Source organism: Kitasatospora sp. NBC_01300, from assembly GCF_041435235.1.
Lineage (GTDB): Bacteria > Actinomycetota > Actinomycetes > Streptomycetales > Streptomycetaceae > Kitasatospora.
On sequence record NZ_CP108408.1, the window covers coordinates 4,739,947 to 4,765,041 of the forward strand.

The window sequence follows — 25,095 nt, forward strand, 5'->3', positions numbered from 1 at the left end:
CAGGACCGGGCCTAGCGGGGGTCGAGCCCGTTCGCGAGGAACCACGGCAGCGGGTCGACCGGCCCGCTGCCGGCCGGGCGGATCTCGAAGTGCAGGTGCGGCCCGGTGCTGTTGCCGCTGCTGCCGACGAAGGCGATGACGTCGCCCTGCTTCACCGGCCCCTTGCGGACCTTGTACGCCCGCAGGTGGCAGTACCAGGCCTCGGTGCCGTCGGACATCTTCAGCACCGTCATGTAGCCGTACGACGGGTTCCACTGCGTGCGGATCGTGCCGTCGGTGACGGCCATCACCTCGGAACCGCCGTCCACCGGGAAGTCGATGCCGGTGTGGCGGTTGGCCCAGTGGGTGCCGGCCTCGCCGAACAGCTCGCCGAGGCCGTGCCGGGCCACCGGCATCACCACCTTGGGCTTGACGGGCTCGGCGCTCGGCTGCGCGTCCGGGGTGCCCTGGGCGTCGGCGGGTTGGGCGCCGGCCAGCGGCTGGCGGGCGTCACCGCGGGAGGCCTGGGCCGGGTCGCCGGCCGCGACCGCCTGCCGGGCGGCCGTCTTGGCGGCTTCGGCGCCGCCGTCGGCCGGGTTGTCCGGACCGCTCGGGCTGTCCTGGGTGCCCGGGGCGTCGACCGCCGTCCGTGCCGTCCGGCCGGCCGCCTGGGCGTGCTGATCGGCCTCGTCCTGCACGGTGACGGCCGCCGCGGCGGCGACCCCGAGCGCGGCCACCGACGGCAGCGCGACCCGCAGCAGTGCGGTTCTGGTGGCGGCCTTGGCGGCGCCGCGGCGCTGGGCGCGGGACTGCTCGCGGGCGGCGAGGCGCAGCTCCGCACGGGTCGGGCGGGCGGCTGCGTCGGGAGCCATCGGGGGCTGCCTCCTCGGTGGGCCTGGGGCGCGTCGTCGGGCAGGGGGAGCGGCAGGGAAATCGGCGGGGAGAAGCGGTACCGGGGAAGCGGGGAGAAAACAGCCGAGACTGTATCCGCAAGGTCGATGCCCCGGAAAAACCTCCGGTTGTCAAGAGGTCGGCCGGGGGTCTGTGCGGTGGACGGGTGTACGGGTATACCCACTGGTAGCAAGGCCGGGGGCTGTGACTTTGCCCTCCTCTTGGGAGGTGGCGCGGCCAACCGGGCCGGGTGGCGCTAACCTCCCCTCAGGTTGGTTATTGACCGTTAACCGCACCCGTGGCCCGCGAGGTCCGGTCGGATGGTGGACGACGAGGTCCAGGAGGCAGTCATGAGTGTGTCGGGGCCGATCCGTGTGGTGGTCGCCAAGCCGGGGCTCGACGGTCACGACCGTGGCGCCAAGGTCATTGCGCGTGCCCTGCGCGACGCCGGTATGGAGGTCATCTACACCGGGCTGCACCAGACGCCCGAGCAGGTCGTCGACACCGCGATCCAGGAGGACGCGGACGGCATCGGGCTGTCGATCCTCTCCGGTGCCCACATGACGCTGTGCGCACGGGTGCTGGAGCTGTTGAAGGAGCGCGACGCGGCGGACATCAAGGTCTTCTGCGGCGGGATCATCCCGGACGACGACATCGCCGAGCTCAAGGCGATGGGCGTCGCGGACATCTTCACCCCGGGCACGTCCACCCGGGACGTCGTGGCCTGGGTCGCGGCCAACCTGCGGGCGGCAGGCTGAGGTTGACGGTGCGGGACGGGCCGGCCCACGCTTCGGCGGGGCCGGCCCGTCCCATTGTTCTGTCGCCCCGCCGCTTCGAGAGCGGGCGTCAGGCGTCGAGTTCGGCGAGCATCGCGGCCCGGAAGCGCAGCGTCCCGGCCAGCCGGGCGAAGGTCTCCGACCAGGCGGAGTCGGGCGCGGCCCCGGCGGCCAGCTCCTCCACGGCGGCCGCCGTCTCCGGGGCGAGCGCGCGTTCCGTCATCCCGAGCACCCCGCTGTGGCTCCACGGGTACGCGCCGGAGCCGGCGGCGCGGGCCAGCGCCGTCACCACGGCGGTGGACAGCGGCGGCGTCCACGGTGTGCCGCAGGCGCCGAGCAGTTGGAAGGCCTCGCCCAGGCCGTGCACCTCGATGAACGCGGCCGTCCAGGCGGCCCGCTCCTCGGGCGGGAGGACGGCCAGCAGCTTGGCGGGGGCGCCGGTGACGCGGGGCGCGCGGGCCCGTCCGGCGCCGCGGGCGGGCAGTGCGGGGGCCGGGCCGAGCAGTGCCCGGGCCCAGTCGGCGTCGTGCTGGCGGACGGCGGCGCGCGCCCAGGCCTCGCGCAGGTCGTCGGCCCAGCTGCTGCTGGTCTCGTCGATGCTGTCGCCGACCCGCAGGGCGAGCAGCTGCTCGGGTGTCAGGCCGGTGCTCTCGGGCCAGAGCCGTAGCGGTGCGGCGGCGATCACCTCGCCGAACCACCAGGCCCGTTCTCCGCGCCCGGTGGGGGACTTGAGCGGTATGCCGTCGCGCTGCATGGCCGCGTCGCACTCGGCGGGCGGGGTGACCAGCAGGTGCGTCCCGGTCGCGGCGAGGCGGACGGCGGCCCCCGCCCGCTCGGCCATCCGCCGGGCGAGGGCCGAGCCGGGCAGGGTGGAGAGCAGTTCGGCGGCGGTGGCGCGGACGTTCTTGCTGCGGTCGCCGAGGGCGGCCTCCAGGAAGGGTTCGTCGGCGGCGGAGAGGCCGTCCTGGAGGGCGTCCAGGAAGAGCAGCCGGTCCTCGGCGCGCTCGGTGGACCAGGTGCCGCTCAGCAGTTCCAGGCCGGCGGCCGGATCGCGGCGGCGCAGCAGGGTGAGGTGGGTGACCCGCTCGGCGAACAGGCCCTCGTGCCACAGCTGGTGGTCGACGGGCCCGCCGGGCTGCTCGGCCGGATCGGGGGCGGCGGTGCGCAGCACGAAGCGCCAGTCGGGGTTCTGCTCGGCCAGCCAGCGGCCCAGCGGTCCGGCCAGGGCGACGGCGTCGGAGCGCAGTTCGCTGCGGGCGCGGGCGGCGTCGAGCAGGCCGGGTATCAGCGCGCCGGGCGGGCGCAGGCCCCGGGCACGGGCGGTGGCGAGCCACTGCGGGAGCAGTTCGGCGAGGTTGGCCAGGGTGGCGCCGCCGCTGCCGCCGGACCGGCCGGCCAGCAGGACGGCGAGCCGGCGGGCGGCCGCCGCGGGCAGCTCGGGGCGCCCGTCCTCGGGCGAGGGCGGGCCGGGCGGTCCGGCGGCGGGGACGGGTAGGGCGCCGGCCCGGCGGCGGACGGTGGCGAGGGCGGCCAGCTCCAGCAGCGCGGTGGCCGGGTCGGCCTGGTCGACGGTGTCGGCGAGCGGCAGGGCGGTGGCCGGGTCGGCCTGGTCGACGGTGTCGGCGAGCGGCAGGGCGGTGGCCGGGAGCGGGCGGCGGTCGGTGCCGAGCAGGGCGGTGGTGTGCAGGGTCTCCCACGGGTCCTGGGTGATCGTCATCTTCGATGCTCCTGACTGTGCTCGGGCGTGTCTTGTGGATCAGGCCGGGCCCTGGACGGTGGTGAGGCCGATCGGGCGGTCGTGGCCGGCCCAGGCCGTGACCGGGGCGAAGCCCTGGTGGCCGTACTCGCCGAAGACCGTCAGCGGGCGGCCGGTGGAGACCGCGGCCAGCCGCCACAGGGCCGCCTCCGGGAGGGCCGAGGTGCGGACGGGCAGGGTGTGGTGGCCGTCCGTCAGGTACCAGCCGTCCGGGGTGCGGACGGGCACGGCGCCGGCGAGGACGGTCGGCCAGCTGTCCAGCCACGGGTCGTCGGCGACTGCGGTGCCGTAACCGGCGACCGCCTCGGCGACGGTGAGGCCGTCGGGCGGGCCGGCCGGGCCGGGCCCCGGGGCGCCGTAGCGGGTACCGAGGGCGGCGCGCAGCGGGCGGGCGCCGGGGTGGAAGGCCAGGTCGGCCTCCAGCAGGTGGCCGGTGGGCAGGGCGAGGTCGGGGGCCTGGCCGGGGCGGCCGAAGGCGAGCAGCAGGGCGGGGCGGCCGGTCTTGGCGCCGCGCAGCCAGACCCGGCGGGTGGTGAGCCGCTCGTCGGCGGAGTCGCGGCTGCCGAGCACCTGCCAGCGGTCGCGCACGGTGGGGCCGGCCAGGATCTCGGCGGTGTCGGTGGGGTAGCCGACCCGGGTGCGGACGGTGGCGGCCAGCTCGGCCGGCAGCTCGTCGACGCGGGTGGCGGCGGTGGCGAGCAGGTGCAGCATCGCGTACTCCTCCAGGAGCCGGTCCTGCGGGGCGGTGTCGAGTTCGCGGACCCGGGTGGCCAGGCCGGGGGCCTGGGCGTCGACCATCCGGGCGGCGACCTCCTCCCAGGGCCCGGCGGTGGACTGGTCGGCCAGGCCGTGCCGGATCCGGTCGGCCAGGCGCAGCCGCAGCTCGGCCGCGCCGGCCGCGACCCGGGCGCCGCGCCGCTCGGCCCGGCGGCGGGCGGCGGCCGGGTCTGCGGGGGGCGCGGCGCGCTTCTCGGCGCGCTCCTCGCGGGACGTGAGCCAGTCGGCCGCCCACGCGGCGGGGTCGGCGGCGGGGACGGCCTCCGGGGCGCCGCTCCACAGCAGGAGGAGCCCGAGCGCGTGCTTGCACGGGAACTTCCGGCTGGGGCAGCTGCACTGGTAGGCGGGCGTGGCGAGTTCGATCACGGTGCGGTACGGCGTGCTGCCGCTGCCCTTGCACTCGCCCCAGAGCGCGGCGCCGTCGGTGCCCGCCCCGGACCAGGGCGCGGGCGAGGAGAGCTTGCCGGCCGCCTTCTGCGACGCGGCGTCAGGTGCCAGGGACAGGACATGTTCGGTGCTCCAGCGTTCCTCCATGCGACCGACGGTAGGCGGTGCCACTGACATCGACTGACTGCCCGTCGGGATCGCCCCGGGGTTTGTCAGTGCCGGGGTGCAGGGTGGTTCCCACAGGCCGGGACGCCGGCCCCAGCTCCCCCCGATCACCCTGCCGCCGGGGCACCCGTGTGCCCGGCGGCCGACCCGAAGGAGCCCCCCGTGACCGACGTTCTGCGGCAGCATGCCGAGGACGCCTTCGCCGGTGAACTGGCCGCGCTGGCCGCGCAGGACGACCGTCCGCGCCCGGAGCGCTGGAAGCTCTCGCCGTGGGCCGTGGCGACGTACCTGCTCGGCGGCGAACTGCCCGACGGCACCCCGATCACCCCCAAGTACATCGGCCCGCGCCGGGTGGTGGAGGTCGCCGTCACGACCCTGGCGACGGACCGCGCGCTGCTGCTGCTCGGCGTGCCCGGCACCGCGAAGACCTGGGTGTCCGAGCACCTGGCCGCGGCGATCAGCGGCGACTCCACCCTGCTGGTGCAGGGCACCGCCGGCACCCCGGAGGAGGCCGTCCGGTACGGCTGGAACTACGCCCGGCTGCTCACCGACGGCCCGAGCCGGGACGCCCTGGTGCCCTCGCCGCTGATGCGGGCGATGGCGGACGGCAAGCTCGCCCGGATCGAGGAGCTGACCCGGATCCCGGCCGACGTGCAGGACAGTCTGATCACCATCCTGTCCGAGAAGACGCTGCCGGTGCCGGAGTTGGGCGGTGAGACGCAGGCGGTGCGCGGCTTCAACGTGATCGCCACCGCGAACGACCGCGACCGCGGCGTCAACGAGCTGTCCAGCGCGCTGCGCCGGCGGTTCAACACCGTCGTGCTGCCGCTGCCGGGCTCGCTGGAGGAGGAGGTCGACATCGTCACCCGCCGGGTGAACCAGCTCGGCCGCTCCCTGGAACTGCCCGAACTGCCCGGCGGGGCCGAGGAGATCAGGCGGGTGGTCACCGTGTTCCGCGAGCTGCGGGCCGGGATCACGACGGACGGGCGGACGAAGGTCAAGAGCCCGAGCGGCACCCTCTCCACGGCGGAGGCGATCTCGGTGGTGGCCAACGGCCTCGCCCTGGCCACCCACTTCGGGGACGGCGTGCTGCGCGCAGGGGACGTGACGGCCGGCATCCTCGGCGCCGTCGTCCGGGACCCGGTGGCGGACCACGCGGTGTGGCGCGAGTACGTCGAAGGGGTGGTGCGCGAGCGCGACGGTTGGAAGGACTTCTACCGGGCCGCCCGCGAGGAGGTGCGATGACCGCGGACGTCGCGCTGCTCGGCATCCGGCACCACGGCCCGGGCTCGGCCCGGGCGGTGGCCGCCGCGCTGGAGCGGTGGCGGCCGGACGCGGTGCTGATCGAGGGCCCGCCGGAGGCCGACGGCATCGTCCACCTCGCGGCCGGGAACGGCCTGGTGCCGCCGGTCGCGCTGCTGGCCCACGCGGTGGACGACCCGGCGCGGGCCGCGTTCTGGCCGTACGCCGAGTTCTCCCCGGAGTGGGTGGCGATCCGCTACGGCGTCGAGCGGGAGCTGCCGGTCCGCTTCATCGACCTGCCCGCCGGGTACGGCCTCGGCCCCGCCCCGGAGGCCGGGGAGGCCGGGGAGCCCGGGGAGCCGGGGGAGCCCGGGGAGCCGGGGGAGCCCGCCGGGCCGGTCGCCGACCCGCTGGCGCTGCTCGCCGAGGCGGCCGGCTACGACGACCCGGAGCGCTGGTGGGAGGACGTGGTCGAACACCGCGCGCCCGGTGCGGACGGCGGGGACGACCCGGACGGACTGGCGCCGTTCGCCGCCGTCGCGGAGGCGATGGCGGCGCTGCGCGCGGAGGGCCTCGGCGAGTCCCGGCGGGACGACCTGCGCGAGGCGTACATGCGCCAGCAGATCCGGGCCGCCCGCCGCGCCGGGCACCGCCGGATCGCCGTGGTGTGCGGGGCCTTCCACGTGCCCGCGCTGGCGGTGCTGCCGACGGTCGCGCACGACCGGGCGCTGCTCGCCGGACTGCCGCGGAAGGTGCGGACGGACATCACCTGGGTGCCGTGGACGCACCGCCGGCTCTCCCAGTCCACCGGCTACGGCGCGGGCGTGCAGTCACCGGGCTGGTACCACCACCTGTTCGGCACCGAGGGCGATCCGGTGCCGCGCTGGCTCACCCGGGCCGCCGAACTGCTGCGCGCCGAGGACCACCCGGTCTCCTCCGCCCACGTCATCGAGGCGGTCCGGCTCGCCCGCACGCTGGCGGTGCTGCGCGGCCGCCCGCTGGCCGGGCTGACCGAGACCCTGGACGCCGTCCGCGCGGTGCTCTGCGAGGGGTCGGACGTCGCCCTGGAGCTCGTCCGGGACCGCCTGGTGGTCGGCGACGCGCTCGGCGAAGTGCCGGACGCGGCACCGGCGGTGCCGCTCCAGCGGGACCTCACCCGCTGGCAGCGCACGCTGCGGCTCAAGCCCGAGGCCGCGCCGAAGGACCTCGACCTCGACCTGCGCAAGGACACCGACGCGGCCCGCTCGCGGCTGCTGCACCGGCTGCGGCTGCTGGGCGTCGACTGGGGCGTGCCGGCCCGCTCGGCGGTCAACTCGACCGGGACGTTCCGGGAGAGCTGGCGGCTGTGCTGGCAGCCCGAGTTCGCGGTCCGGATCGCCGAGGCCGCCCAGTGGGGCACCACGGTGGAGGAGGCGGCGACCGGCAAGGCCGTCGGCACCGCCCGCGCCGCCGGCGAACTCGCCGAGCTGACCGGGCTGGTGGAGACCTGCCTGCTGGCCGGGCTGGCCGGCGCGCTGCCCGCCGTGATGCGGGTGCTCGCCGACTGCGCCGCCCTGGACACCGACGTCGCCCACCTGGCCGGGGCGCTGCCCGCGCTGGTCCGGGCGCTGCGCTACGGCGACGTGCGCGGCACCGACCACGGCGCGCTCGGCGAGGTCGCCACCGGCCTGGCCGACCGGATCTGCGTCGGGCTGCCGCCCGCCTGCGTCGGGTTGGACGCCGAGGGCGCGGCGGCGATGCGCGGCCGGCTCGACGAGGTGCACGGCGCGATCGGCCTGCTCGGCCCGGCCGCTCGCCCGGAGCCGGGCGCCTCGGACGCCCCGGAAGGCCCGGACGCTCCGGACGAATCAGCGGGCCCGGGCACCCCGGCAGCCTCCCCGGGCCCGGCCGGTTCCGAGGGCCGGGCCGGTTCCGAAGGCCTGGCCGACCGCTGGGCCGCCGCCCTGCGCTCGCTGGCCCGCCGCGAGCCAGCCGGCGGCCCGGCCACCGGAGCCCCCGGCCTGCTGCGCGGGCGCGCCGTCCGGCTGCTGCTGGACGACGGCTGGCTCGACTCCGAGGAGGCCGCCGGCCGGCTGCGGCTGGTCCTGTCCACCGCCAATGCCCCGGCGGACGCGGCCGGCTGGATCGAGGGCTTCCTCACCGGCGGCGGCGCCCTGCTGCTGCACGACCCGCGCCTGCTCGCCCTGCTCGACGAGTGGCTGACCGGCGTGCCCGGCGAGGTCTTCACCGACGTCCTACCGCTGCTGCGCCGCACCTTCGCCGGGCTGGAGGCGGGCGTCCGCAGCACCATCGGCGGCCGGGTCGCGGCCGGCCCGCTCGGCGAGGCCCCGGCGGCCCGGACCCCGGGCGGCACCCTCGACCGGGCCCGGGCCGACGCCGCCGTCCCGGTGGTGGCCCTGCTGCTCGGAGCCCGCCCCCGGATCCCCCGGCAGGCCGCCGGCCGCAACACCTGACACCCGTGAAGGAGGACCTGATGGCGACCACGACCGACGAACGGCTGCGCCGCTGGCGGCTGGTGCTCGGCGGCGAGGCCGACGGCACCGGCTGCGCCCTGCGCGGCCGGGACGCCGCGATGGACGGCGCCCTGGCCGCGCTCTACCGCGGCGCGCCCGAGGAGGGCGGCCGGGCGGCCCGCGGCGGCCGGCGCAGCGCCGGGCTGGGCGGCTCGGCCCCGCAGGTGGCGCGCTGGCTGGGCGACATCCGCGAGTACTTCCCGTCCACCGTCGTCCAGCTGATGCAGCAGGACGCGATCGCCCGGCTCGGCCTGGAGCGGCTGCTGCTGGAGCCCGAGATGCTGGAGGCCGTCGAACCGGACGTGCACCTGGTCGGCACCCTGCTGTCGCTCAAGCACGCGCTGCCCGAGACCACCCGGGAGACCGCCCGGGCCGTGGTCGGCAAGGTGGTCGCCGATCTGGAGCGCCGGCTCGCCGACCGCACCAGGGCCACTCTGGGCGGCGCCCTCGACCGCAGCGCCAAGGTCAACCGGCCCCGCCACCGCGACATCGACTGGGACCGCACCATCCGGGCCAACCTGAAGAACTACCTGCCCGAGCACGGCACCGTCGTGCCCGAGCGGCTGGTCGGCTACGCCCGCGCCCAGCGCGCGGTGAAGAAGGACGTCATCCTCTGCATCGACCAGTCCGGCTCGATGGCCCCGTCGGTGGTGCACTCGGCGGTGTTCGGCGCGGTGCTCGCCTCGATGCGCACGCTGGACACCCGGCTGGTCGTCTTCGACACCTCGGTGGTCGACCTCACCGAACAGCTCACCGACCCGGTCGACGTCCTGTTCGCCACCCAGCTCGGCGGCGGCACCGACATCAACCGCGCGCTCGCCTACTGCCAGTCGAGGATCACCCGGCCGTCCGAGACCGTCGTGGTGCTGATCAGCGACCTCTACGAGGGCGGCATCCGGGACGGCATGCTCAAGCGCGTCGCCGCGATGAAGGCGGCCGGCGTCCAGTTCATCGCCCTGCTGGCGCTCTCCGACGAAGGTGCGCCCGCCTACGACCACGCCCACGCCGCCGCCCTGGCCGCCCTGGGGGCCCCGGCCTTCGCCTGCACCCCGGACGCCTTTCCGGAGATCATGGCCGCGGCGATCGAGAAGCGCCCGCTGCCGGTGCCTGACCAGGGGGTGTGAGGATTCACCCGGACGTGCGAACCGGCCGACCGGCGGACGGGGGTGCGCCGACCGCCCCCGTAGGCTGTCTGTGACGGTTCTCACCACGGACGGGCAGGCCCCGGGCGAAACAGTCCCGTCGTACGGGGATAACCTGCCAGACGGACGTGACGCGCGTGTTGATTGACGTGTGCGCCCGTGGCTGTGTGGGCCGCAAGGCCGTACCTCTGCGTACCCGCACCGCCCCGACGACCCGCAGCGAAGATCCTGCCGTGGCACGCTCGTAGAGACACAATCCGCGACCACGAACAAGGACAAACACGTGGACCTGTTCGAGTACCAGGCGAGGGACCTCTTCGCCAAGCACGGTGTGCCCGTGCTTGACGGTGATGTGATCGAGACCGCCGCAGACGCTGCCGCCATCGCGGAGCGCTTCGGCGGCCGCGCCGTCGTCAAGGCTCAGGTGAAGGTGGGTGGCCGAGGCAAGGCCGGTGGCGTGAAGCTCGCCTCCGACCCGGCTGACGCCGTCGCCAAGGCCGAGGCGATCCTCGGCATGGACATCAAGGGCCACACCGTCCACAAGGTGATGCTGGCCCAGACCGCGGACATCAAGGACGAGTACTACGTCTCGTTCCTGCTGGACCGCACCAACCGCACCTTCCTGGCGATGGCCAGCGTCGAGGGCGGCGTGGAGATCGAGGTCGTCGCCGAGGAGAACCCCGACGCGCTGGCCAAGATCCCGGTCGACGCCAACGAGGGCTGCACCCCGGAGAAGGCCGCCGAGATCGTCGCCGCGGCGAAGTTCCCGGCCGAGATCGCCGACCAGGTCGCCGACGTCCTGCAGAAGCTGTGGAAGGTCTTCATCGCCGAGGACGCGCTCCTCGTCGAGGTCAACCCGCTGATCAAGTCCGGCGAGGGCAAGATCATCGCGCTTGACGGCAAGGTCTCGCTGGACGAGAACGCCGAGTTCCGCCAGCCCGAGCACGAGGCCCTGGAGGACAAGGCCGCGGCCAACCCGCTGGAGGCCGCCGCCAAGGCCAAGGGCCTGAACTACGTCAAGCTCGACGGCCAGGTCGGCATCATCGGCAACGGCGCGGGCCTCGTGATGAGCACCCTCGACGTGGTCGCCTACGCCGGTGAGAACCACGGCGGCGTCAAGCCCGCCAACTTCCTCGACATCGGCGGCGGCGCGTCCGCCGAGGTCATGGCGAACGGCCTGGAGATCATCCTGGGCGACCCCGACGTCAAGTCGGTGTTCGTCAACGTCTTCGGCGGCATCACCGCCTGTGACGCGGTCGCCAACGGCATCGTGCAGGCCCTCGCGCTCCTGGAGAGCAAGGGCGAGAACGTCACCAAGCCGCTGGTCGTCCGTCTGGACGGCAACAACGCGGAGCTGGGTCGCAAGATCCTCGACGACGCCAACCACCCGCTGGTCCAGCGCGTGGACACCATGGACGGCGCCGCTGACCGCGCCGCCGAGCTGGCCAACAAGTAAGGAAGGGGACTTTCACACCATGGCTATCTTCCTTACCAAGGACAGCAAGGTCATCGTCCAGGGCATGACCGGCTCCGAGGGCATGAAGCACACCCGCCGCATGCTCGCCTCCGGCACCCAGATCGTCGGCGGTGTCAACCCGCGCAAGGCCGGCACCACGGTCGACGTCGACGGCACCGAGGTGCCCGTCTTCGGCGGCGTCGCCGAGGCCATGGAGAAGACCGGTGCCGATGTCACCGTCATCTTCGTGCCGCCGAAGTTCACCAAGGACGCCGTCGTCGAGGCCATCGACGCCGAGATCGGCCTGGCCGTCGTCATCACCGAGGGCGTCCCGGTGCACGACACCGCCGCCTTCTGGGCGTACGCCGGTTCGAAGGGCAACAAGACCCGGATCATCGGCCCGAACTGCCCCGGCCTGATCAGCCCCGGACAGTCGAACGCCGGCATCATCCCGGCCGACATCACCACCTCCGGCAAGATCGGCCTGGTCTCGAAGTCGGGCACCCTGACCTACCAGCTCATGTACGAGCTGCGGGACATCGGCTTCTCCTCGGCCGTGGGCATCGGCGGTGACCCGGTCATCGGCACCACCCACATCGACGCCCTCAAGGCGTTCCAGGAGGACCCGGAGACCGAGCTCATCGTCATGATCGGTGAGATCGGTGGCGACGCCGAGGAGCGTGCCGCGGCCTACATCGCCGAGCACGTCACCAAGCCGGTCGTCGGCTACGTCGCGGGCTTCACCGCCCCCGAGGGCAAGACCATGGGCCACGCCGGCGCCATCGTCTCCGGCTCCTCGGGCACCGCCCAGGCGAAGAAGGAGGCCCTCGAGGCCGCCGGTGTCAAGGTCGGCAAGACGCCGTCCGAGACCGCCCGCCTGGCGCGCGAGATCATCGCCGGCTGACGTCGGTCGACCGCGCAGCGAGCGCCCCTGCCCTTCACGGGCAGGGGCGCTCGCGCGTTTGCGGACCCCGTCAGTACGGCGTGGGCCCGGTCGTGCACGGCAGCGGTGACCACAGCGGGCAGACCTCCGGGCCCTGCGGCGGCGGGGCGCCCGCCCCCCGGGCGACCGCCGGCAGCTCCCACCGCGCGGCGGCCTGCGGCGCCGACTCCATCACGACCGCCTCCACCCCCGGCGTCGGGCTGCACCACAGACTGCGGACGACGTTCGGCGGCCCGCCCGGCAGCGCCGGCACACCCGGTTCGCCCGCGCCCGCCGCCGACAGGCACATCGCCGGCTCCGGCGGCTCCGGGGACCGGAACAGCGTCACCGGCCGGATCCCCACCAGCGTCGCCAGCGCCGCCCCGCCCACCGCGGCCGTCAGCAGCGCCGCCGCCCCCGTCCGGCTCGCGGTCCACAGCCGGTGCCGGGCCCGCAGCACCGGCACCGGCGGCCGGTGCGGCTCCGGGCAGCCCCGGACCGCCGCCCGGTGCAGCAGCTCGCTCAGGCCGTCCGCGAACCCCGGCGCCGCCGGATCCGGCCCCAGCAGCTCCGGCACCCACCGGGCCAGCTCCACCCGAGCCGCCCACACCCGCCCCTCGGCCGCCGCCAGCGTCGACTCCACCTCCACCGCGACCGCCGCCGCGGGCAGGCCCAGCCCGTCGTGCAGCACCAGCGCCCGGCGCTGCGGCCGGGACAGCCGCCGCAGCGCCTTCAGCAGCGCCCGGTCCCGGTCGGTCAGCCGGTCATGATCGGGCAGCACCGCCTGCGACTCGTCCGCCGGCCGCACCCGGATCCGCCGGTGCGGCAGCTTCCAGGCGTGCATCCGGCGGGGCCCGCCGCGGTGCCACGGGGACAGCGCCAGCTCGCAGGCCCGTACCCGCACCCACCCCTCCGGATCCCCCGTCTCGGCCACCTCCGCCCAGCCCCGGCGCGCCGCCCCGAACGCCAGCCGGACGCAGTGCGCGGCCCGGTGCCGGCAGGCGGTCAGCAGGAACATCTGCTGCACCAGCCGGGTGTGTGCCTGCTCGTACAACTCCTCGAAGCTCCCGGCCGGCCCGGCGCGCTCACCGTCGGCCGGCGTGGCCGCGTGGGTGGGCGGCCCGGGGTCGGCGGCCAGGCCGTCGGGTCGGTCCTGCGCCGCGGGTGGGGTGTCGCGGGTGCCGGGCGGTGTCGTGGTGACGACGGATGTGCTGATGCTCCCTCCCGGGGCGTGCGGGGCGGTCTGGGTGTTCGGGTCGGTCTGGGCGAGGGCGGCGGCGGTGGCGTGGTCGGCCGGGCCGGGGTGCGCGAGGGCGGGCCCGGCGTGCTCTCCGCCGGTGCCGGTGCCGGTGCCGGTGCCGGTTTCGGTTTCGGTTTCGGTTTCGGTGCCGAGGACGGGCGGGCGCTGCGGCGCGGGGTCGGGGGTACGGGGGTCGGCGGCAGGGGCCGCCTGGACGTCGCCCGGCGCGTCGGGGCCGGGCGGTGCGGGGTCGGGCGGTGCCGGGTCGGGGTTCTTCGGGCGGGCGGTGGTGAGGGCGACGGCCTCGGCCTCGGTGGCCGCGCCGAGTTTGCGCATGGCCCGCTGGACGTAGCTGCGGGCGGTGGCCGGGGTGATGCCGAGGGCGGCGGCCGCCTGCGGGAGGTCGCGGCCGGCGGCGAGGTGGGCGAGCACCTGGGCCTCACGGGGCGTCAGTTTCCGTAGGAGGCGGGCCGCGTCCTGGTCGGATTGGGTGGCCCGGGGCTTGCGGGCACGGTTCCGGGGGGTGGGGGAGTCGGCGCCGGCGGGGTGTTCGGCGGTGGGTGGCGTGGTCATCAGACGCTCCGGGCCGGTCCGCCGGCGGCTTGGGGATCGGGTCTGAAAATGCGCATAAGCCAATAATCTGGGACACGGCGGCGGTTTGCCGCTTCACGGGGCATGGCGAGTCGCCTTGGCACCATGAGGCGCATGACGCAGCTGATGGGCCGTCCGATCCTGGAACTGCCGGGCGAATTGGGCGGACGCCCGTTGCCGGCCGACCTGTTGGCGGGGGTGCGGACGGCGCTGGTCGGCCTGGCGGTCGTCGGGGTGCCGGTGCTCGGACTCTGGGTGGCGACGCCGTACGCGGACAACGGGGCGACCGGCGCCACCCGGTTGGCGGGGGCGCTGTGGCTGCTCGGGCACGGCGCGCCGGTGCTGCGGGGGGACGCGGGTGCCCCGCTGACCGTCACCCCGCTGCTGCTGGGCGTGCTGACGGTGGCCCAGCTGTACCGGGCCGCCGCCAGGGTGGCGTCGCGGCGCGGACCCCGGCCGCGCTGGGGCGGTCCGGCGGCGGTCTGGGCGGGCTACTGCGCGGTCGCGGCGGCGGTGGTGCTGCACTGCACGGGCGCCGGGCTGTTCCGGGCCAGGGTGCTGCCGGACGTGCTGGTGGTGGGGTTGCTGGCCGGGCTGGCGACGGCGGCGGGCGCGCGGTCGGCCCGGGCCGCCGGCCCCGCCGCCCCGCCCCGCCGCCCGGCGTGGCGGCTGCTGGACCGGCTGCCCGCGCCGTTCCGGCCGGCCGGCGGCGCGGCGGCGGTGCGCGGCTCGGTGCTGGCGGCCGGGGCGGGCCTGGTGGCGGCGGGCGGGGTGCTGGTGGCAGTGGCGGCGGCGCTGGACGCGGCGGCCGGGGGCGGGCACGGGATGGCGGTGCTCGGGCGCGGGCCGGCGGCCCTGGTCGGGCTGCTGCTGCTCGGGGTGGTGCTGCTGCCGAACGCGGTGCTCTGGGGGACGGCGTACGCCCTGGGCCCGGGGTTCGCGGTGGGCTCCGGGACGGTGGTGGCGCCGGGCGGCACCGTGCTGGGCGCCGTCCCGGAGTTCCCGATGTTCGCCCTGCTGCCGGCGGAGGGCCCGGGCGGCTGGCGGCTGGCGGCCCTGCTGCTGCCGGTGCTGGCGGGGGTGGTGCCGGCGGTGCTGCTGGGCCGGGCGGCGGCCGGCCCGCGCACGGCGGCCGGGGCCGACGACAGCGACGGGTTCGACGACGGTGACGGTGGCGGACCGTGGCCGCTCGCGGCGACGGTGGTGGCGGTGCTGGCGGCGGCGCTGCTGACGGGCGTCGCGGTGGCGGCGGCGGGCTGGCTGTCGGGTGGCGCGCTGGCGGGCGGCCGGATGGCCCGGCTGGGGCCGTCGCCCTGGTGGACGGGGTCGGCGGCGGCGGGCTGGTTCGCGCTGGTGGCCGTGCCGGGCGCGCTGCTGGTCCGCCATCGGGCGCTGGGCCCCGCGACCGTCCCGGAGGCAGACGAAGAGGTCGACGGAGAGGTTGACGGAGAGGCCGACGGGCAGGCCGCCGAGGAACTCGACGCGGACGCCGACGAGGAGGCCCCGCCCGCCGCCCGCGCCCGGTCGGCCGAGCGGCTGCGCCGGGGGGTGCTGCTGCTGCGGGCCCGCGGGTACGCGGCGGTGCTGCGCCTGGGCGGGCGGGCCCCCGGGAACGACTAGGCCCTGCCCGTCCTGGCCAGGCCCTGTCCGGCAGGACCGGCCGGACAGGCCTAGCCCGCGTTCCCGGTGAAGTCGACGTACCACTTGGGCGCGAACCGGTCGCAGTTGTCGGCGCCCACGGAGGTCAGCGAGTCCCGGACGCAGGTGACGTAGTCGTTGTAGTACATCCCGAGGCCGATCACCGAGGTCGCGACCACGACGGTCATCGCGCCGGTGAGGATTCCGGCGAGCGCGGCCGGGGTGAGCGGGTTCGGGGTGGCGGGCTGGTGGGCGGCGCCGGTGACGGCGGAGGCCGGGGCGGGCTTGGGGGTCCGCAGTGCGCTGATGCCCCACACGATGCCGAGCGCGCCGACGAACAGGGCGGCCCAGTGGAAGCCGACGAACAGGCAGACCAGCGCGAGCGGCCCGGCCAGCGCGGCGTTGCGGGCCCGGCGCTGGGCGGGGTCGGCGGGGTCGAGCTTGGGCGGCTGCGGGGCCGGGGGGTTGGGGCGGCCGTCCTCGGGCCGGCCGGGGCCCCAGGGGTGCGGCGGCGGGAGCTGCGGGCGTTCGCCGGCGCCCTGGTCGCCGGTGCCGTCCCGGCCCTCGCCGGGCCAGGGGTTGCGCGGCTGCCACGGCTGGTCCGGGGCATCCGCCGGCGGCGGCGCGAAGGGGTTGCGCTCGCCGGTGTCGTCACCGCTGCTCATGGTTCAGCCATTCCTTCTCGGTCGGAGGGGCGGTCTCCCGCCTCCCCTATGATCCCGCAGCCGTTCGCCGGTCCTCCGGCGGCCTGCCCGCTGCGCGGGTGCCGGGCGGGCCCGTGCCCGGGGCGACTCCGCCGCGCGGGACGGAGGAGATCCCCGTCTCAACTACGCGCGTAGCGCCGCCGGGAGGGTGCGGAGGCCGTCCGACCAGCCGTTATCGTGGTGACGGTCAGCAGCTCGCAGAGGTTCCCGGGTGCCCGCGTCGCGGTGGGTTCTCCTGGTGTTCCCCCTCGCTCGACCTGCCGTTCGTAGTGGCCCCACCACCGGTGGACGTACCAGCGGGCGGCGCCCGACCTACGGAGAATCGCGCAGTGGCCGCCGCCCCCGCCCAGCTCTTCCCGCCCCGTACGCCCGGACCGGCCCGCCTGGTGGTGCTCGTCTCCGGTTCCGGCACCAATCTGCAGGCGCTGCTCGACGCCGCCGCCGATCCGGCGTACGGCGCCGAGATCCTCGCCGTGGGTGCGGACCGCGACGGCATCGCGGGCCTGGAGCGGGCCGAGAAGGCGGGCCTGCCGGTCTTCGTCCACCGGGTGAAGGACTTCGCCGACCGGGCCGACTGGGACCGCGCGCTGACCGCCGCCGTCGCCGCCCACGAGCCGGACCTGGTGGTCACGGCCGGTTTCATGAAGATCCTCGGGCCCGAGTTCATCGCGGCCTTCGCCGGGCGGATCGTCAACACCCACCCCGCACTGCTGCCCTCCTTCCCCGGCGCCCACGGCGTCACCGACGCGCTCGCGTACGGGGTGAGGGTCACCGGCTGCACCGTCCACCTGGTCGACGCCGGGGTGGACACCGGGCCGATCATCGCGCAGGGCGTCGTCGAGGTCGTCGACGCCGACCACGCCGATGGCGGCGAAGCGCTGCACGAGCGCATCAAGACTGTCGAGCGCAAGCTGCTCGTCGACGTCGTGGGCCGGCTGGCCCGCGAGGGTCACCGCATCGAGGACCGAAAGGTATGGATTCCGGCATGAGTGCCAGCTCCACCACCCCCCCTGTCTCCGAGAACATCCGTCCGATCCGTCGTGCGCTGATCAGCGTGTACGACAAGACCGGTCTGGAGGAGCTGGCCCAGGGCCTGCACGCCGCCGGGGTCGCGATCGTCTCCACCGGCTCCACCGCCGGCCGGATCGCCGCCGCCAGCGTCCCGGTGACCGAGGTCTCCGAGCTGACCGGCTTCCCGGAGTGCCTGGACGGGCGCGTGAAGACGCTGCACCCCCGCGTGCACGCCGGCGTGCTCGCCGACCTGCGGCTGGAGTCGCACCGCGCGCAGCTGGCCGAGCTGGGCGTCGAGCCCTTCGACCTGGTCGTGGTGAACCTCTACCCGTTCAAGGCCACCGTCGCCTCCGGCGCCACCCCGGACGAGTGCGTCGAGCAGATCGACATCGGCGGCCCGAGCATGGTCCGCGCCGCCGCCAAGAACCACCCGTCGGTGGCCGTGGTGGTCGACCCGGCCCGCTACGGCGACGTGCTGCGCGCCGTCCAGGAGGGCGGCTTCGACCTGGCCACCCGCAAGCGCCTGGCCGGTGCGGCGTTCGCGCACACCGCCGCGTACGACGTCGCGGTCGCCTCCTGGTTCGAGGCCGGCTACGCGCCGAGCGACGAGCGGTTCCCGGAGTTCCTGGGCGCCACCTGGGAGCGGCAGAACGTGCTGCGCTACGGCGAGAACCCGCACCAGGGCGCCGCGCTGTACAGCGACGGCAGCGGCGGCCTGGCCGGCGCGGAGCAGCTGCACGGCAAGGAGATGTCGTACAACAACTACGTCGACACCGACGCCGCCCGCCGCGCCGCGTACGACCACGCCGAGCCGGCCGTCGCGATCATCAAGCACGCCAACCCGTGCGGCATCGCGACCGGCGCGGACGTCGCCGAGGCGCACCGCAAGGCGCACGAGTGCGACCCGGTCTCGGCGTACGGCGGCGTGATCGCGGTCAACCGCTCGGTCACCGTCGAGCTGGCCGAGCAGATCGCCCCGATCTTCACCGAGGTCGTGGTGGCCCCCGGCTACGAGGACGGCGCCGTCGAGGTGCTGGCCCGGAAGAAGAACCTGCGGGTGCTGCTGGCCCCCGAGGCGCCGGCCAACCGCCAGGAGCTGCGCCCGGTCTCCGGCGGCGTGCTGCTCCAGGACGCCGACCGGGTGCAGGCCGAGGGCGACGACCCGGCGAACTGGCGGCTGGCCACCGGTGAGGCGCTCTCCGAGGCCGAGCTGGCCGAGCTGGCCTTCGCCTGGCGGGCCTGTCGGGCCGTCAAGTCCAACGCGATCCTGCTGGCCAAGGGCGGTGCCTCGGTGGGCGTCGGCATGGGCCAGGTCAACCGGGTCGACTCCTGCAAGCTCGCGGTCGAGCGGGCCGGGGAGCGGGCCAAGGGCGCGTACGCGGCCTCGGACGCGTTCTTCCCGTTCGCGGACGGCCCTGCGATCCTGATCGCGGCCGGCGTCAAGGCGATCGTCCAGCCGGGCGGTTCGATCCGGGACGAGGAGGTCGTCGCGGCGGCCGCCGAGGCCGGGGTGACGATGTACTTCACCGGTGCCCGGCACTTCTTCCACTGATCGCGTTCCACCGCTCGCCCGGCGCACCGCCCGGGTGACGGCATGACAGAGCGGCCCGGCTCCTCCGGAAGGGGAGCCGGGCCGCTCGTCGTCCGATCGGCCCGGACGGGGCCGGTCAGCAGCGCGGCCGGTCAGTGACCCGGCCGGTCGGCGCCGCCGGTCAGTAGCGCGGCCGGGAGAACCAGGCCACGCCGTCCTTGACGCTCATCCCGACGATCATCGTGATCGAGACCGCGAGCCACATCAGCGTGAAGACGATGCCGATCGGGTTGGCGTTGCTGGCGAACGAGCCGGCCAGCCCCAGCAGGCCGAGCAGCGCGCCGAACGAGCCGTACACCATGGTGGTGATGCGGACCGCGGGCCCGCCCTTGCCGAACTTCACGCCCAGCGTGATGGAGAAGGCCGCGAACAGCGCGCACACGATGCCGACGACCACCAGCACGCCGGCCGCCGCGTTGCCGAAGCCGTTGAACGGGTCGCTCCCGTCGATCTCCTGGGCCCGGTTGGTGACCTCCTTGGCCGCCGCGGCGGCTATCAGGTAGATGCCCCCACCGATGATCTGCACGGCGCCGATGATGAACAGCAGCACCCGGGTGGTGACCACCAGGCCCGGCATGTTCTGCGGGACGGCCGGCGGGTAGCCGTAGCCCGGCCCGCCGTAGCCCGGCGCGGGCGGCGGGTAGCCGTACCCGGCCGGCGGGGCCTGCTGGGGGTAGCCGTAGCCGGGAGCCTGCGGCGGCTGGCCGTACGGGTTGTTCGGGTTGTTCGGGTCGGGCGGGTAACTCATCGATGCCTCCGGGCAGTTGCGGGGACGTGGGGACGGGACGGAGGGCCCGGTTCCGGTTCGGCGAGTCGGGTCGCCGGTGGAACGGGACGCTAACGGAGGGGAGTGACAGCCCGGAGCGGAGCCGGGCGCGGCCGGCTCAGACGCGCGGTGAGAACGGTGAGGACGGTGAGAGCGCCGAGAACGGTGAGAACGGAGTCGTCGACGGGCCCGCTGCGGGCAGGACGGCGCCGCAGTGGTCGGGCGGCTCGGTCTGAAGTGGTCGGCTCACGTGCTCTTTCCCCCGGGTACGCCCCCGCCGGGTGTCCGTCGGCCCGTCACCGGGCCGGGTCGCGGCAGGGAATGCCCGCATATCGTCAACCGGACGGCGGGGCCGTGTCCAGCCGGTTCCGCGCGCCGGACCGAGACTGTGGCGCAACCGCAACGTGGTCCAGGCCTTCCGTACCCGTCCGACCAGAAGGCGGGCCCTGGTACGGCGGCTTGCCCCGATCCGGGAGAATGGGGTCATGACTGCCCAGATTCTCGATGGCAAGGCCACCGCCGCCGCGATCAAGTCCGAACTCGCCGCCCGCGTGGCGGTCCTCAAGGCGAAGGGCGTCACGCCCGGCCTCGGCACCGTCCTGGTCGGCGACGACCCGGGCAGCCGCTGGTACGTCAACGGGAAGCACAAGGACTGCGCCGAGGTCGGCATCGCCTCGATCCAGCGCGAGCTGCCCGCCACCGCCACCCAGGAGGACGTCGAGAACGTCGTCCGCGAGCTCAACGCCGACCCCTCCTGCACCGGCTACATCGTCCAGCTGCCGCTGCCCAAGGGCCTGGACCAGAACCCGGTCCTGGAGCTGATGGACCCGGACAAGGACGCCGACGGCCTGCACCCGACCTCGCTCGGCCGGCTCGCCCTGGGCATCGAGGGGCCGCTGCCGTGCACCCCGCTGGGCATCGTCGAGCTGCTGCGCCGGCACGACGTCGAGATCAACGGCGCCGAGGTGGTCGTGATCGGCCGCGGCGTCACCGTCGGCCGCTCGATCGGCCTGCTGCTGACCCGCCGCAGCGAGAACGCCACCGTGACCCTGTGCCACACCGGCACCCGGGACCTCGGCTACCACCTGCGCAAGGCCGACATCATCGTGGCCGCCGCGGGCGTGCCGCACCTGGTCAAGCCGGAGGACGTCAAGCCGGGTGCGGCGGTGCTGGACGTGGGCGTCAGCCGCAGCGAGGGCAAGATCGTCGGCGACGTGCACCCGGGCGTGGCCGAGGTGGCCGCCTGGATCTCCCCGAACCCCGGCGGCGTGGGCCCGATGACCCGCGCGATGCTGCTCAACAACATCGTCGTGGCGGCCGAGCGCCGCGCCGGCGTCTGACCCCGCGACCGACACCACCACGAGGGACGGCGAGCATGACGGAACCGCGACCGGCGCGGACCCCGCGCAGGCCGGTCAAGACCACCGGCACCCTGCCGCCCGAGGGCGCGGCCGCGGCGCTCGGGCGCGACCACACCCTGCCGGTCCGGCAGTGGCCGATAACCCTGGTCCTGCTGGTGGTCGGGGCCGGCCTCGCGGTCACCTGGTTCGCCGACTTCAAGGACGGCTTCAAGTACGGGCTGCTGATCCTCGGCTGCGGGGTGCTGCTCGGGGCCGTCCTGCGGCTGGTGCTGCCCGAGGTCGGGATGCTGGCGGTGCGCAGCCGCTTCACCGACGTGATCGTGCTGACCTTCCTGGGAGCGTCGATCGTGCTGCTGACCCTGGTGGCACAGCCGAACCCGTGGCTGGAGATCCCGCTGCTCGACAACATCGGCAAGTTGATCGGCCGGCCCAAGCACTGACGCCGGGGTGACCGTGACGGCCCCCGCCCTGCGAGCCAGGGCGGGGGCCGCCGTCCGTTGTGACGCATCAGCCAGGCCCGCACCCGCGGCGTACGCTTCCCTTTGCGATAACCTGACGCCGGTCTCTCGATGTCGAGAGATCATCCTCGGCTCCAGCGCGCCGGTGTGCCTGGGGCACCTGGCGATCTGCTGGAGAAGGTAGAAATGACCCGCACCCCCGTCAACGTCACCATCACCGGAGCGGCCGGCCAGATCGGCTACGCGCTGCTCTTCCGCATCGCCTCGGGCCACCTGCTCGGTGCCGACGTCCCGGTGAACCTGCGCCTCCTGGAGATCCCGCAGGGCCTCAAGGCCGCCGAGGGCACCGCGATGGAGCTCGTCGACTGCGCGTTCCCGCTGCTGCGTGACATCACGATCACCGACAACCCGAACGAGGCCTTCGACGGCGCCAACGTCGCGCTGCTGGTCGGCGCCCGTCCGCGCACCGCCGGCATGGAGCGCGGCGACCTGCTGCAGGCCAACGGCGGCATCTTCGGCCCGCAGGGCAAGGCCATCAACGACCACGCCGCGGACGACATCAAGGTCCTGGTCGTCGGCAACCCGGCCAACACCAACGCCCTGATCGCCCAGCGCAACGCCCCGGACGTCCCGGCCGAGCGCTTCACCGCGATGACCCGCCTGGACCACAACCGCGCGGTCGGCCAGCTCTCCATCAAGACCGGTGCGCCCGTCTCCGAGATCAAGCGCGTCACCATCTGGGGCAACCACTCCGCCACCCAGTACCCGGACGTCTTCCAGGCCGAGATCGCCGGCAAGCCGGCCTTCGAGGCCATCGGCAGCGACCAGGCCTGGCTGGACGAGACCTTCATCCCGACCGTCGCCAAGCGCGGCGCGGCCATCATCGAGGCCCGCGGCGCCTCCTCGGCCGCCTCGGCCGCCAACGCCGCCATCGACCACGTGTACACCTGGGTCAACGGCACCGCCGAGGGCGACTGGACCTCCATGGGCGTCGTCTCGGACGGCTCCTACGGCGTCCCGCAGGGCCTGATCTCCTCCTTCCCGGTCACCACCAAGGCCGGCAAGTTCGAGATCGTCCAGGGCCTGGAGATCTCCGACTTCTCGCGCGCCCGCATCGACGCCTCGGTCAAGGAGCTGACCGAGGAGCGCGACGCGGTCCAGGAGCTGGGCCTCATCTGAGCCCCGCGGCACGGCTTTCCCGACGGCCCGCCGTCTCCTTCCCGGAGGCGGCGGGCCGCCGTGTGACCGGCCGTCGCCCGTTCTTCCACTCCCCGGGCGCCGGCCGGTCCTACACTGACCCGCTGTGAACGAAACCCTCGGGGACGCCCTGCTCGTCCTCGTCTTCATCCTGCTGGGCGGGCTGTTCAACGTCGCCGAGATCTCGCTGATCTCGCTGCGCGAGGGCCAGATCCGGACGCTGGAGGCGCTCGGCACCCGGCGGTCCGCCCGGGCCGCGCACCTGGCCGCCGACCCCAACCGCTTCCTGGCCGCCGTCCAGGTCGGCGTGACCTGCATGGGCTTCCTGTCCGCCGCCTTCGGCGCGGACACCCTGGCCGGCAAGGTCGCCCCGCTGTTCGTCCGGGCCGGGCTCACCGAGGGCGTCGCCGACGCGGTCGCCCTGGTCGGCCTCACCCTGGTGATCAGCTACGTCTCGCTGGTGCTCGGCGAACTCACCCCCAAGCGGATCGGCCTGCAGCGGGCCGAGTCGATCGCGGTGATCGCGGCCCCGGTGGTGGACGTGATGTCGGTGGCGCTGCGCCCGGTGATCTGGCTGCTCGGCCACTCCACCAACCTGATGGTCCGGCTGCTGGGCGGCGACCCGGCCGCCGGCCGTGGCTCGATGAGCTCCGAGGAACTGCGCGGCCTGGTCGCCGCCAACACCGAACTCGGCAGCGACGAACGGGCGTTGATCGCGGACGTGTTCTCCGCCGGGGAGCGGCAGCTGCGCGAGGTGATGGTCCCGCGCACCGAGGTGACCTTCCTGGACGCCGAGCGCCCGCTGGCCGCCGTCCGGCACCAGGCGGACACCTCGCCGCACTCGCGCTACCCGGTGGTCGAGGGCAGCGCCGACGCCGTGGTCGGCTTCGTGCACGTCCGCGACCTGTACGGCGCGCGCGGCGAGCAGGCCGCCAAGGCCCGCGACCTGGCCCGCCCGGTGAAGCTGCTGCCCGGCACCAAGCGGGTGCTGGAGGCGATGGGCGAGATGCGCCGCGAGGGCCACCACCTGGCCATCGTGGTGGACGAGTACGGCGGCACCGCCGGGATCGTCACCCTGGAGGACCTGGTCGAGGAGGTGATCGGCGAGATCCGGGACGAGTACGACCGGCCGGAGACCGCCGCCACCCGCCGGCTGGTCGGCGGCGGCATGGAGCTGGACGGCCTGCTCAACCTCGGCGACTTCACCGAGGAGACCGGCGCCACCCTGCCCGAGGGCCCGTACGAGACGGTGGCGGGCTGTCTGGTCGCCTCGCTCGGCCGGCTGCCCCGGGACGGCGACCAGGTGCGCGTCCCGGTCGAGGGCGGCGGCGGGGTGCTGCTGACGGTGGCCAAGCTGGAGGGCCGGCGGATCGCCCGGGTGAGGGTGAGTGCGGTCACACTGGCGGAACCTCCTGGGGCGGACGTTTCCTGAGCGCCCGGTGGAACTGGAACAATGGCCCGCATGGTCAACGCAGCGGTCACTGGTCCGGTCAAGGACCGTCCCCGGGTTCTCTCCGGCATCCAGCCCACCTCCGGCTCGTTCCACCTCGGCAACTACCTGGGCGCGGTGCGCCAGTGGGTGGACCTGCAGAAGGAGAACGACGCCTTCTACATGGTCGTCGACCTGCACGCGATCACCGTCTCGCAGGACCCGAAGGAGCTGCGCGAGAACACCCGGGTCTCCGCCGCCCAGCTGCTCGGCGCCGGCCTGGACCCGGAGCACTGCACCCTGTTCGTCCAGTCGCACGTGCCCGAGCACGCGCAGCTCGCCTGGGTGATGAACTGCCTCACCGGCTTCGGCGAGGCCTCCCGGATGACCCAGTTCAAGGACAAGTCCGTCCGGCACGGCGCGGACAGCACCACGGTCGGCCTGTTCACCTACCCGGTGCTGATGGTCGCGGACGTCCTGCTCTACCAGGCGGACGCCGTCCCGGTCGGCGAGGACCAGCGCCAGCACCTGGAGCTCACCCGCGACCTCGCCGACCGCTTCAACACCCGCTACAGCCCGACCTTCACGGTGCCGAAGCCGTACATCCTCAAGGAGACGGCGAAGATCCAGGACCTCCAGGACCCGGGCGCCAAGATGAGCAAGTCCGCGTCCTCGGACAAGGGCCTGGTCAACCTGCTGGACGAGGCGAAGGTCAGCGCCAAGAAGTTCAAGAGCGCCGTCACGGACACCGGCACCGTCGTCTCCTACGACGAGGACGGCAAGCCCGGCGTCTCCAACCTGCTGCGCATCCACTCCGCGCTCAGCGGCCAGTCGATCGACCAGCTGGTCGCGCACTTCGAGGGCAAGATGTACGGCGCCCTGAAGACCGAGCTGGCCGAGCTGTTCACCGAGTGGGTCACCCCCTTCCAGGAGCGCACCCGCTCCTTCCTGGACGACCCGGCCGAGCTGGACCGGGTGCTGGCGATCGGCGCCGAGAAGGCCCGCGAGGTGGCCGCGCAGACGCTGGAGACGGTGTACGACCGGGTCGGCTTCCTCCCGGCCGCCAAGCGGTGACTCCCCTCACACGCCTGCCCGATGGTGAC

The 25,095-nt window shown here is 74.8% G+C and carries 20 protein-coding genes; 14 read left to right on the forward strand and 6 right to left on the reverse strand.

Translation table 11 applies throughout. From position 1 onward, the window contains the following. Positions 1-11: 11 nt before the first annotated feature. Positions 12-851 (reverse strand): M23 family metallopeptidase, encoded by an 840-nt coding sequence (locus OG556_RS21145; RefSeq protein ID WP_371518465.1) that lies wholly within the window; start codon positions 849-851, stop codon positions 12-14. A gap of 369 nt (positions 852-1,220) precedes the next feature. Here OG556_RS21145 and OG556_RS21150 point away from each other — a divergent pair, with 369 nt between their 5' ends. Next, positions 1,221-1,628 carry a cobalamin B12-binding domain-containing protein gene (locus OG556_RS21150; protein ID WP_063351339.1) on the forward strand — a complete coding sequence of 136 codons (408 nt, stop codon included), beginning with the start codon at positions 1,221-1,223 and terminating at the stop codon, positions 1,626-1,628. 88 nt (positions 1,629-1,716) lie between these two features. Here the strand turns inward: OG556_RS21150 and OG556_RS21155 are convergent, their stop codons facing one another. Further along, on the reverse strand, positions 1,717-3,363 hold the full coding sequence (locus OG556_RS21155; protein ID WP_371518467.1) for a DUF5691 domain-containing protein: 1,647 nt from the start codon (positions 3,361-3,363) through the stop codon (positions 1,717-1,719). A 39-nt stretch (positions 3,364-3,402) separates the two neighbouring features. Continuing rightward, positions 3,403-4,713 (reverse strand): SWIM zinc finger family protein, encoded by a 1,311-nt coding sequence (locus OG556_RS21160; RefSeq protein WP_371518469.1) that lies wholly within the window; start codon positions 4,711-4,713, stop codon positions 3,403-3,405. Between the two features lie 147 nt (positions 4,714-4,860). On the opposite strand from OG556_RS21160, the gene OG556_RS21165 reads away from it, so the two are divergent. From OG556_RS21165 to sucD, 5 genes are all read left to right on the forward strand, one after another. Next, positions 4,861-5,976: an AAA family ATPase gene (locus OG556_RS21165; RefSeq protein WP_371518471.1), complete on the forward strand. Its 1,116-nt coding sequence runs from the start codon at positions 4,861-4,863 to the stop codon at positions 5,974-5,976. Further along, positions 5,973-8,426 (forward strand): DUF5682 family protein, encoded by a 2,454-nt coding sequence (locus OG556_RS21170; protein WP_371518473.1) that lies wholly within the window; start codon positions 5,973-5,975, stop codon positions 8,424-8,426. Before OG556_RS21165 ends, OG556_RS21170 begins: the two co-directional genes overlap by 4 nt. Before the next feature lie 20 nt (positions 8,427-8,446). Next, positions 8,447-9,610: a VWA domain-containing protein gene (locus tag OG556_RS21175; RefSeq protein ID WP_371518474.1), complete on the forward strand. Its 1,164-nt coding sequence runs from the start codon at positions 8,447-8,449 to the stop codon at positions 9,608-9,610. A 301-nt stretch (positions 9,611-9,911) separates the two neighbouring features. Continuing rightward, positions 9,912-11,084, forward strand: coding sequence for an ADP-forming succinate--CoA ligase subunit beta (gene sucC, locus OG556_RS21180; protein WP_063349020.1), 1,173 nt, complete (start codon positions 9,912-9,914; stop codon positions 11,082-11,084). Between the two features lie 19 nt (positions 11,085-11,103). Continuing rightward, entirely contained in the window at positions 11,104-11,988 is an 885-nt protein-coding gene (gene sucD / locus OG556_RS21185) for a succinate--CoA ligase subunit alpha (RefSeq protein WP_063349021.1), read from the forward strand. A 70-nt stretch (positions 11,989-12,058) separates the two neighbouring features. On the opposite strand, the gene OG556_RS21190 is transcribed toward sucD, so the two are convergent. Then, positions 12,059-13,819, reverse strand: a complete 1,761-nt coding sequence (locus tag OG556_RS21190; protein ID WP_371518475.1) for a sigma factor-like helix-turn-helix DNA-binding protein — start codon at positions 13,817-13,819, stop codon at positions 12,059-12,061. Between the two features lie 132 nt (positions 13,820-13,951). Between OG556_RS21190 and OG556_RS21195 the strand changes: the two genes are divergently transcribed. Next, positions 13,952-15,457 (forward strand): DUF6350 family protein, encoded by a 1,506-nt coding sequence (locus tag OG556_RS21195; RefSeq protein WP_371518477.1) that lies wholly within the window; start codon positions 13,952-13,954, stop codon positions 15,455-15,457. 50 nt (positions 15,458-15,507) lie between these two features. On the opposite strand, the gene OG556_RS21200 is transcribed toward OG556_RS21195, so the two are convergent. Further along, positions 15,508-16,140, reverse strand: a complete 633-nt coding sequence (locus OG556_RS21200) for a hypothetical protein (RefSeq protein WP_371518478.1) — start codon at positions 16,138-16,140, stop codon at positions 15,508-15,510. A gap of 368 nt (positions 16,141-16,508) precedes the next feature. Between OG556_RS21200 and purN the strand changes: the two genes are divergently transcribed. Both purN and purH read left to right on the forward strand, forming a co-directional pair. Further along, positions 16,509-17,168 (forward strand): phosphoribosylglycinamide formyltransferase, encoded by a 660-nt coding sequence (gene purN / locus OG556_RS21205; protein WP_371518479.1) that lies wholly within the window; start codon positions 16,509-16,511, stop codon positions 17,166-17,168. Then, positions 17,165-18,742 carry a bifunctional phosphoribosylaminoimidazolecarboxamide formyltransferase/IMP cyclohydrolase gene (gene purH, locus OG556_RS21210; protein ID WP_371518480.1) on the forward strand — a complete coding sequence of 526 codons (1,578 nt, stop codon included), beginning with the start codon at positions 17,165-17,167 and terminating at the stop codon, positions 18,740-18,742. The genes purN and purH overlap by 4 nt, the downstream gene beginning before the upstream one ends. 160 nt (positions 18,743-18,902) lie before the next feature. Here the strand turns inward: purH and OG556_RS21215 are convergent, their stop codons facing one another. Beyond that, entirely contained in the window at positions 18,903-19,529 is a 627-nt protein-coding gene (locus OG556_RS21215; protein ID WP_371518481.1) for a hypothetical protein, read from the reverse strand. Between the two features lie 503 nt (positions 19,530-20,032). On the opposite strand from OG556_RS21215, the gene OG556_RS21220 reads away from it, so the two are divergent. From OG556_RS21220 to trpS, 5 genes are all read left to right on the forward strand, one after another. Continuing rightward, entirely contained in the window at positions 20,033-20,887 is an 855-nt protein-coding gene (locus OG556_RS21220; RefSeq protein ID WP_371518483.1) for a bifunctional methylenetetrahydrofolate dehydrogenase/methenyltetrahydrofolate cyclohydrolase, read from the forward strand. Positions 20,888-20,922: 35 nt separating this feature from the next. Then, positions 20,923-21,348 (forward strand): DUF3017 domain-containing protein, encoded by a 426-nt coding sequence (locus OG556_RS21225; protein ID WP_063349030.1) that lies wholly within the window; start codon positions 20,923-20,925, stop codon positions 21,346-21,348. Between the two features lie 204 nt (positions 21,349-21,552). After that, the gene (locus tag OG556_RS21230) at positions 21,553-22,545 is read left to right on the forward strand and encodes a malate dehydrogenase (protein WP_371518484.1); all 993 of its coding nucleotides are present in this window, start codon (positions 21,553-21,555) and stop codon (positions 22,543-22,545) included. A 124-nt stretch (positions 22,546-22,669) separates the two neighbouring features. Further along, positions 22,670-23,995, forward strand: a complete 1,326-nt coding sequence (locus OG556_RS21235) for a hemolysin family protein (RefSeq protein ID WP_371518486.1) — start codon at positions 22,670-22,672, stop codon at positions 23,993-23,995. Positions 23,996-24,025: 30 nt separating this feature from the next. Beyond that, positions 24,026-25,066, forward strand: a complete 1,041-nt coding sequence (gene trpS, locus OG556_RS21240) for a tryptophan--tRNA ligase (protein WP_371518488.1) — start codon at positions 24,026-24,028, stop codon at positions 25,064-25,066. Positions 25,067-25,095 lie beyond the last annotated feature (29 nt).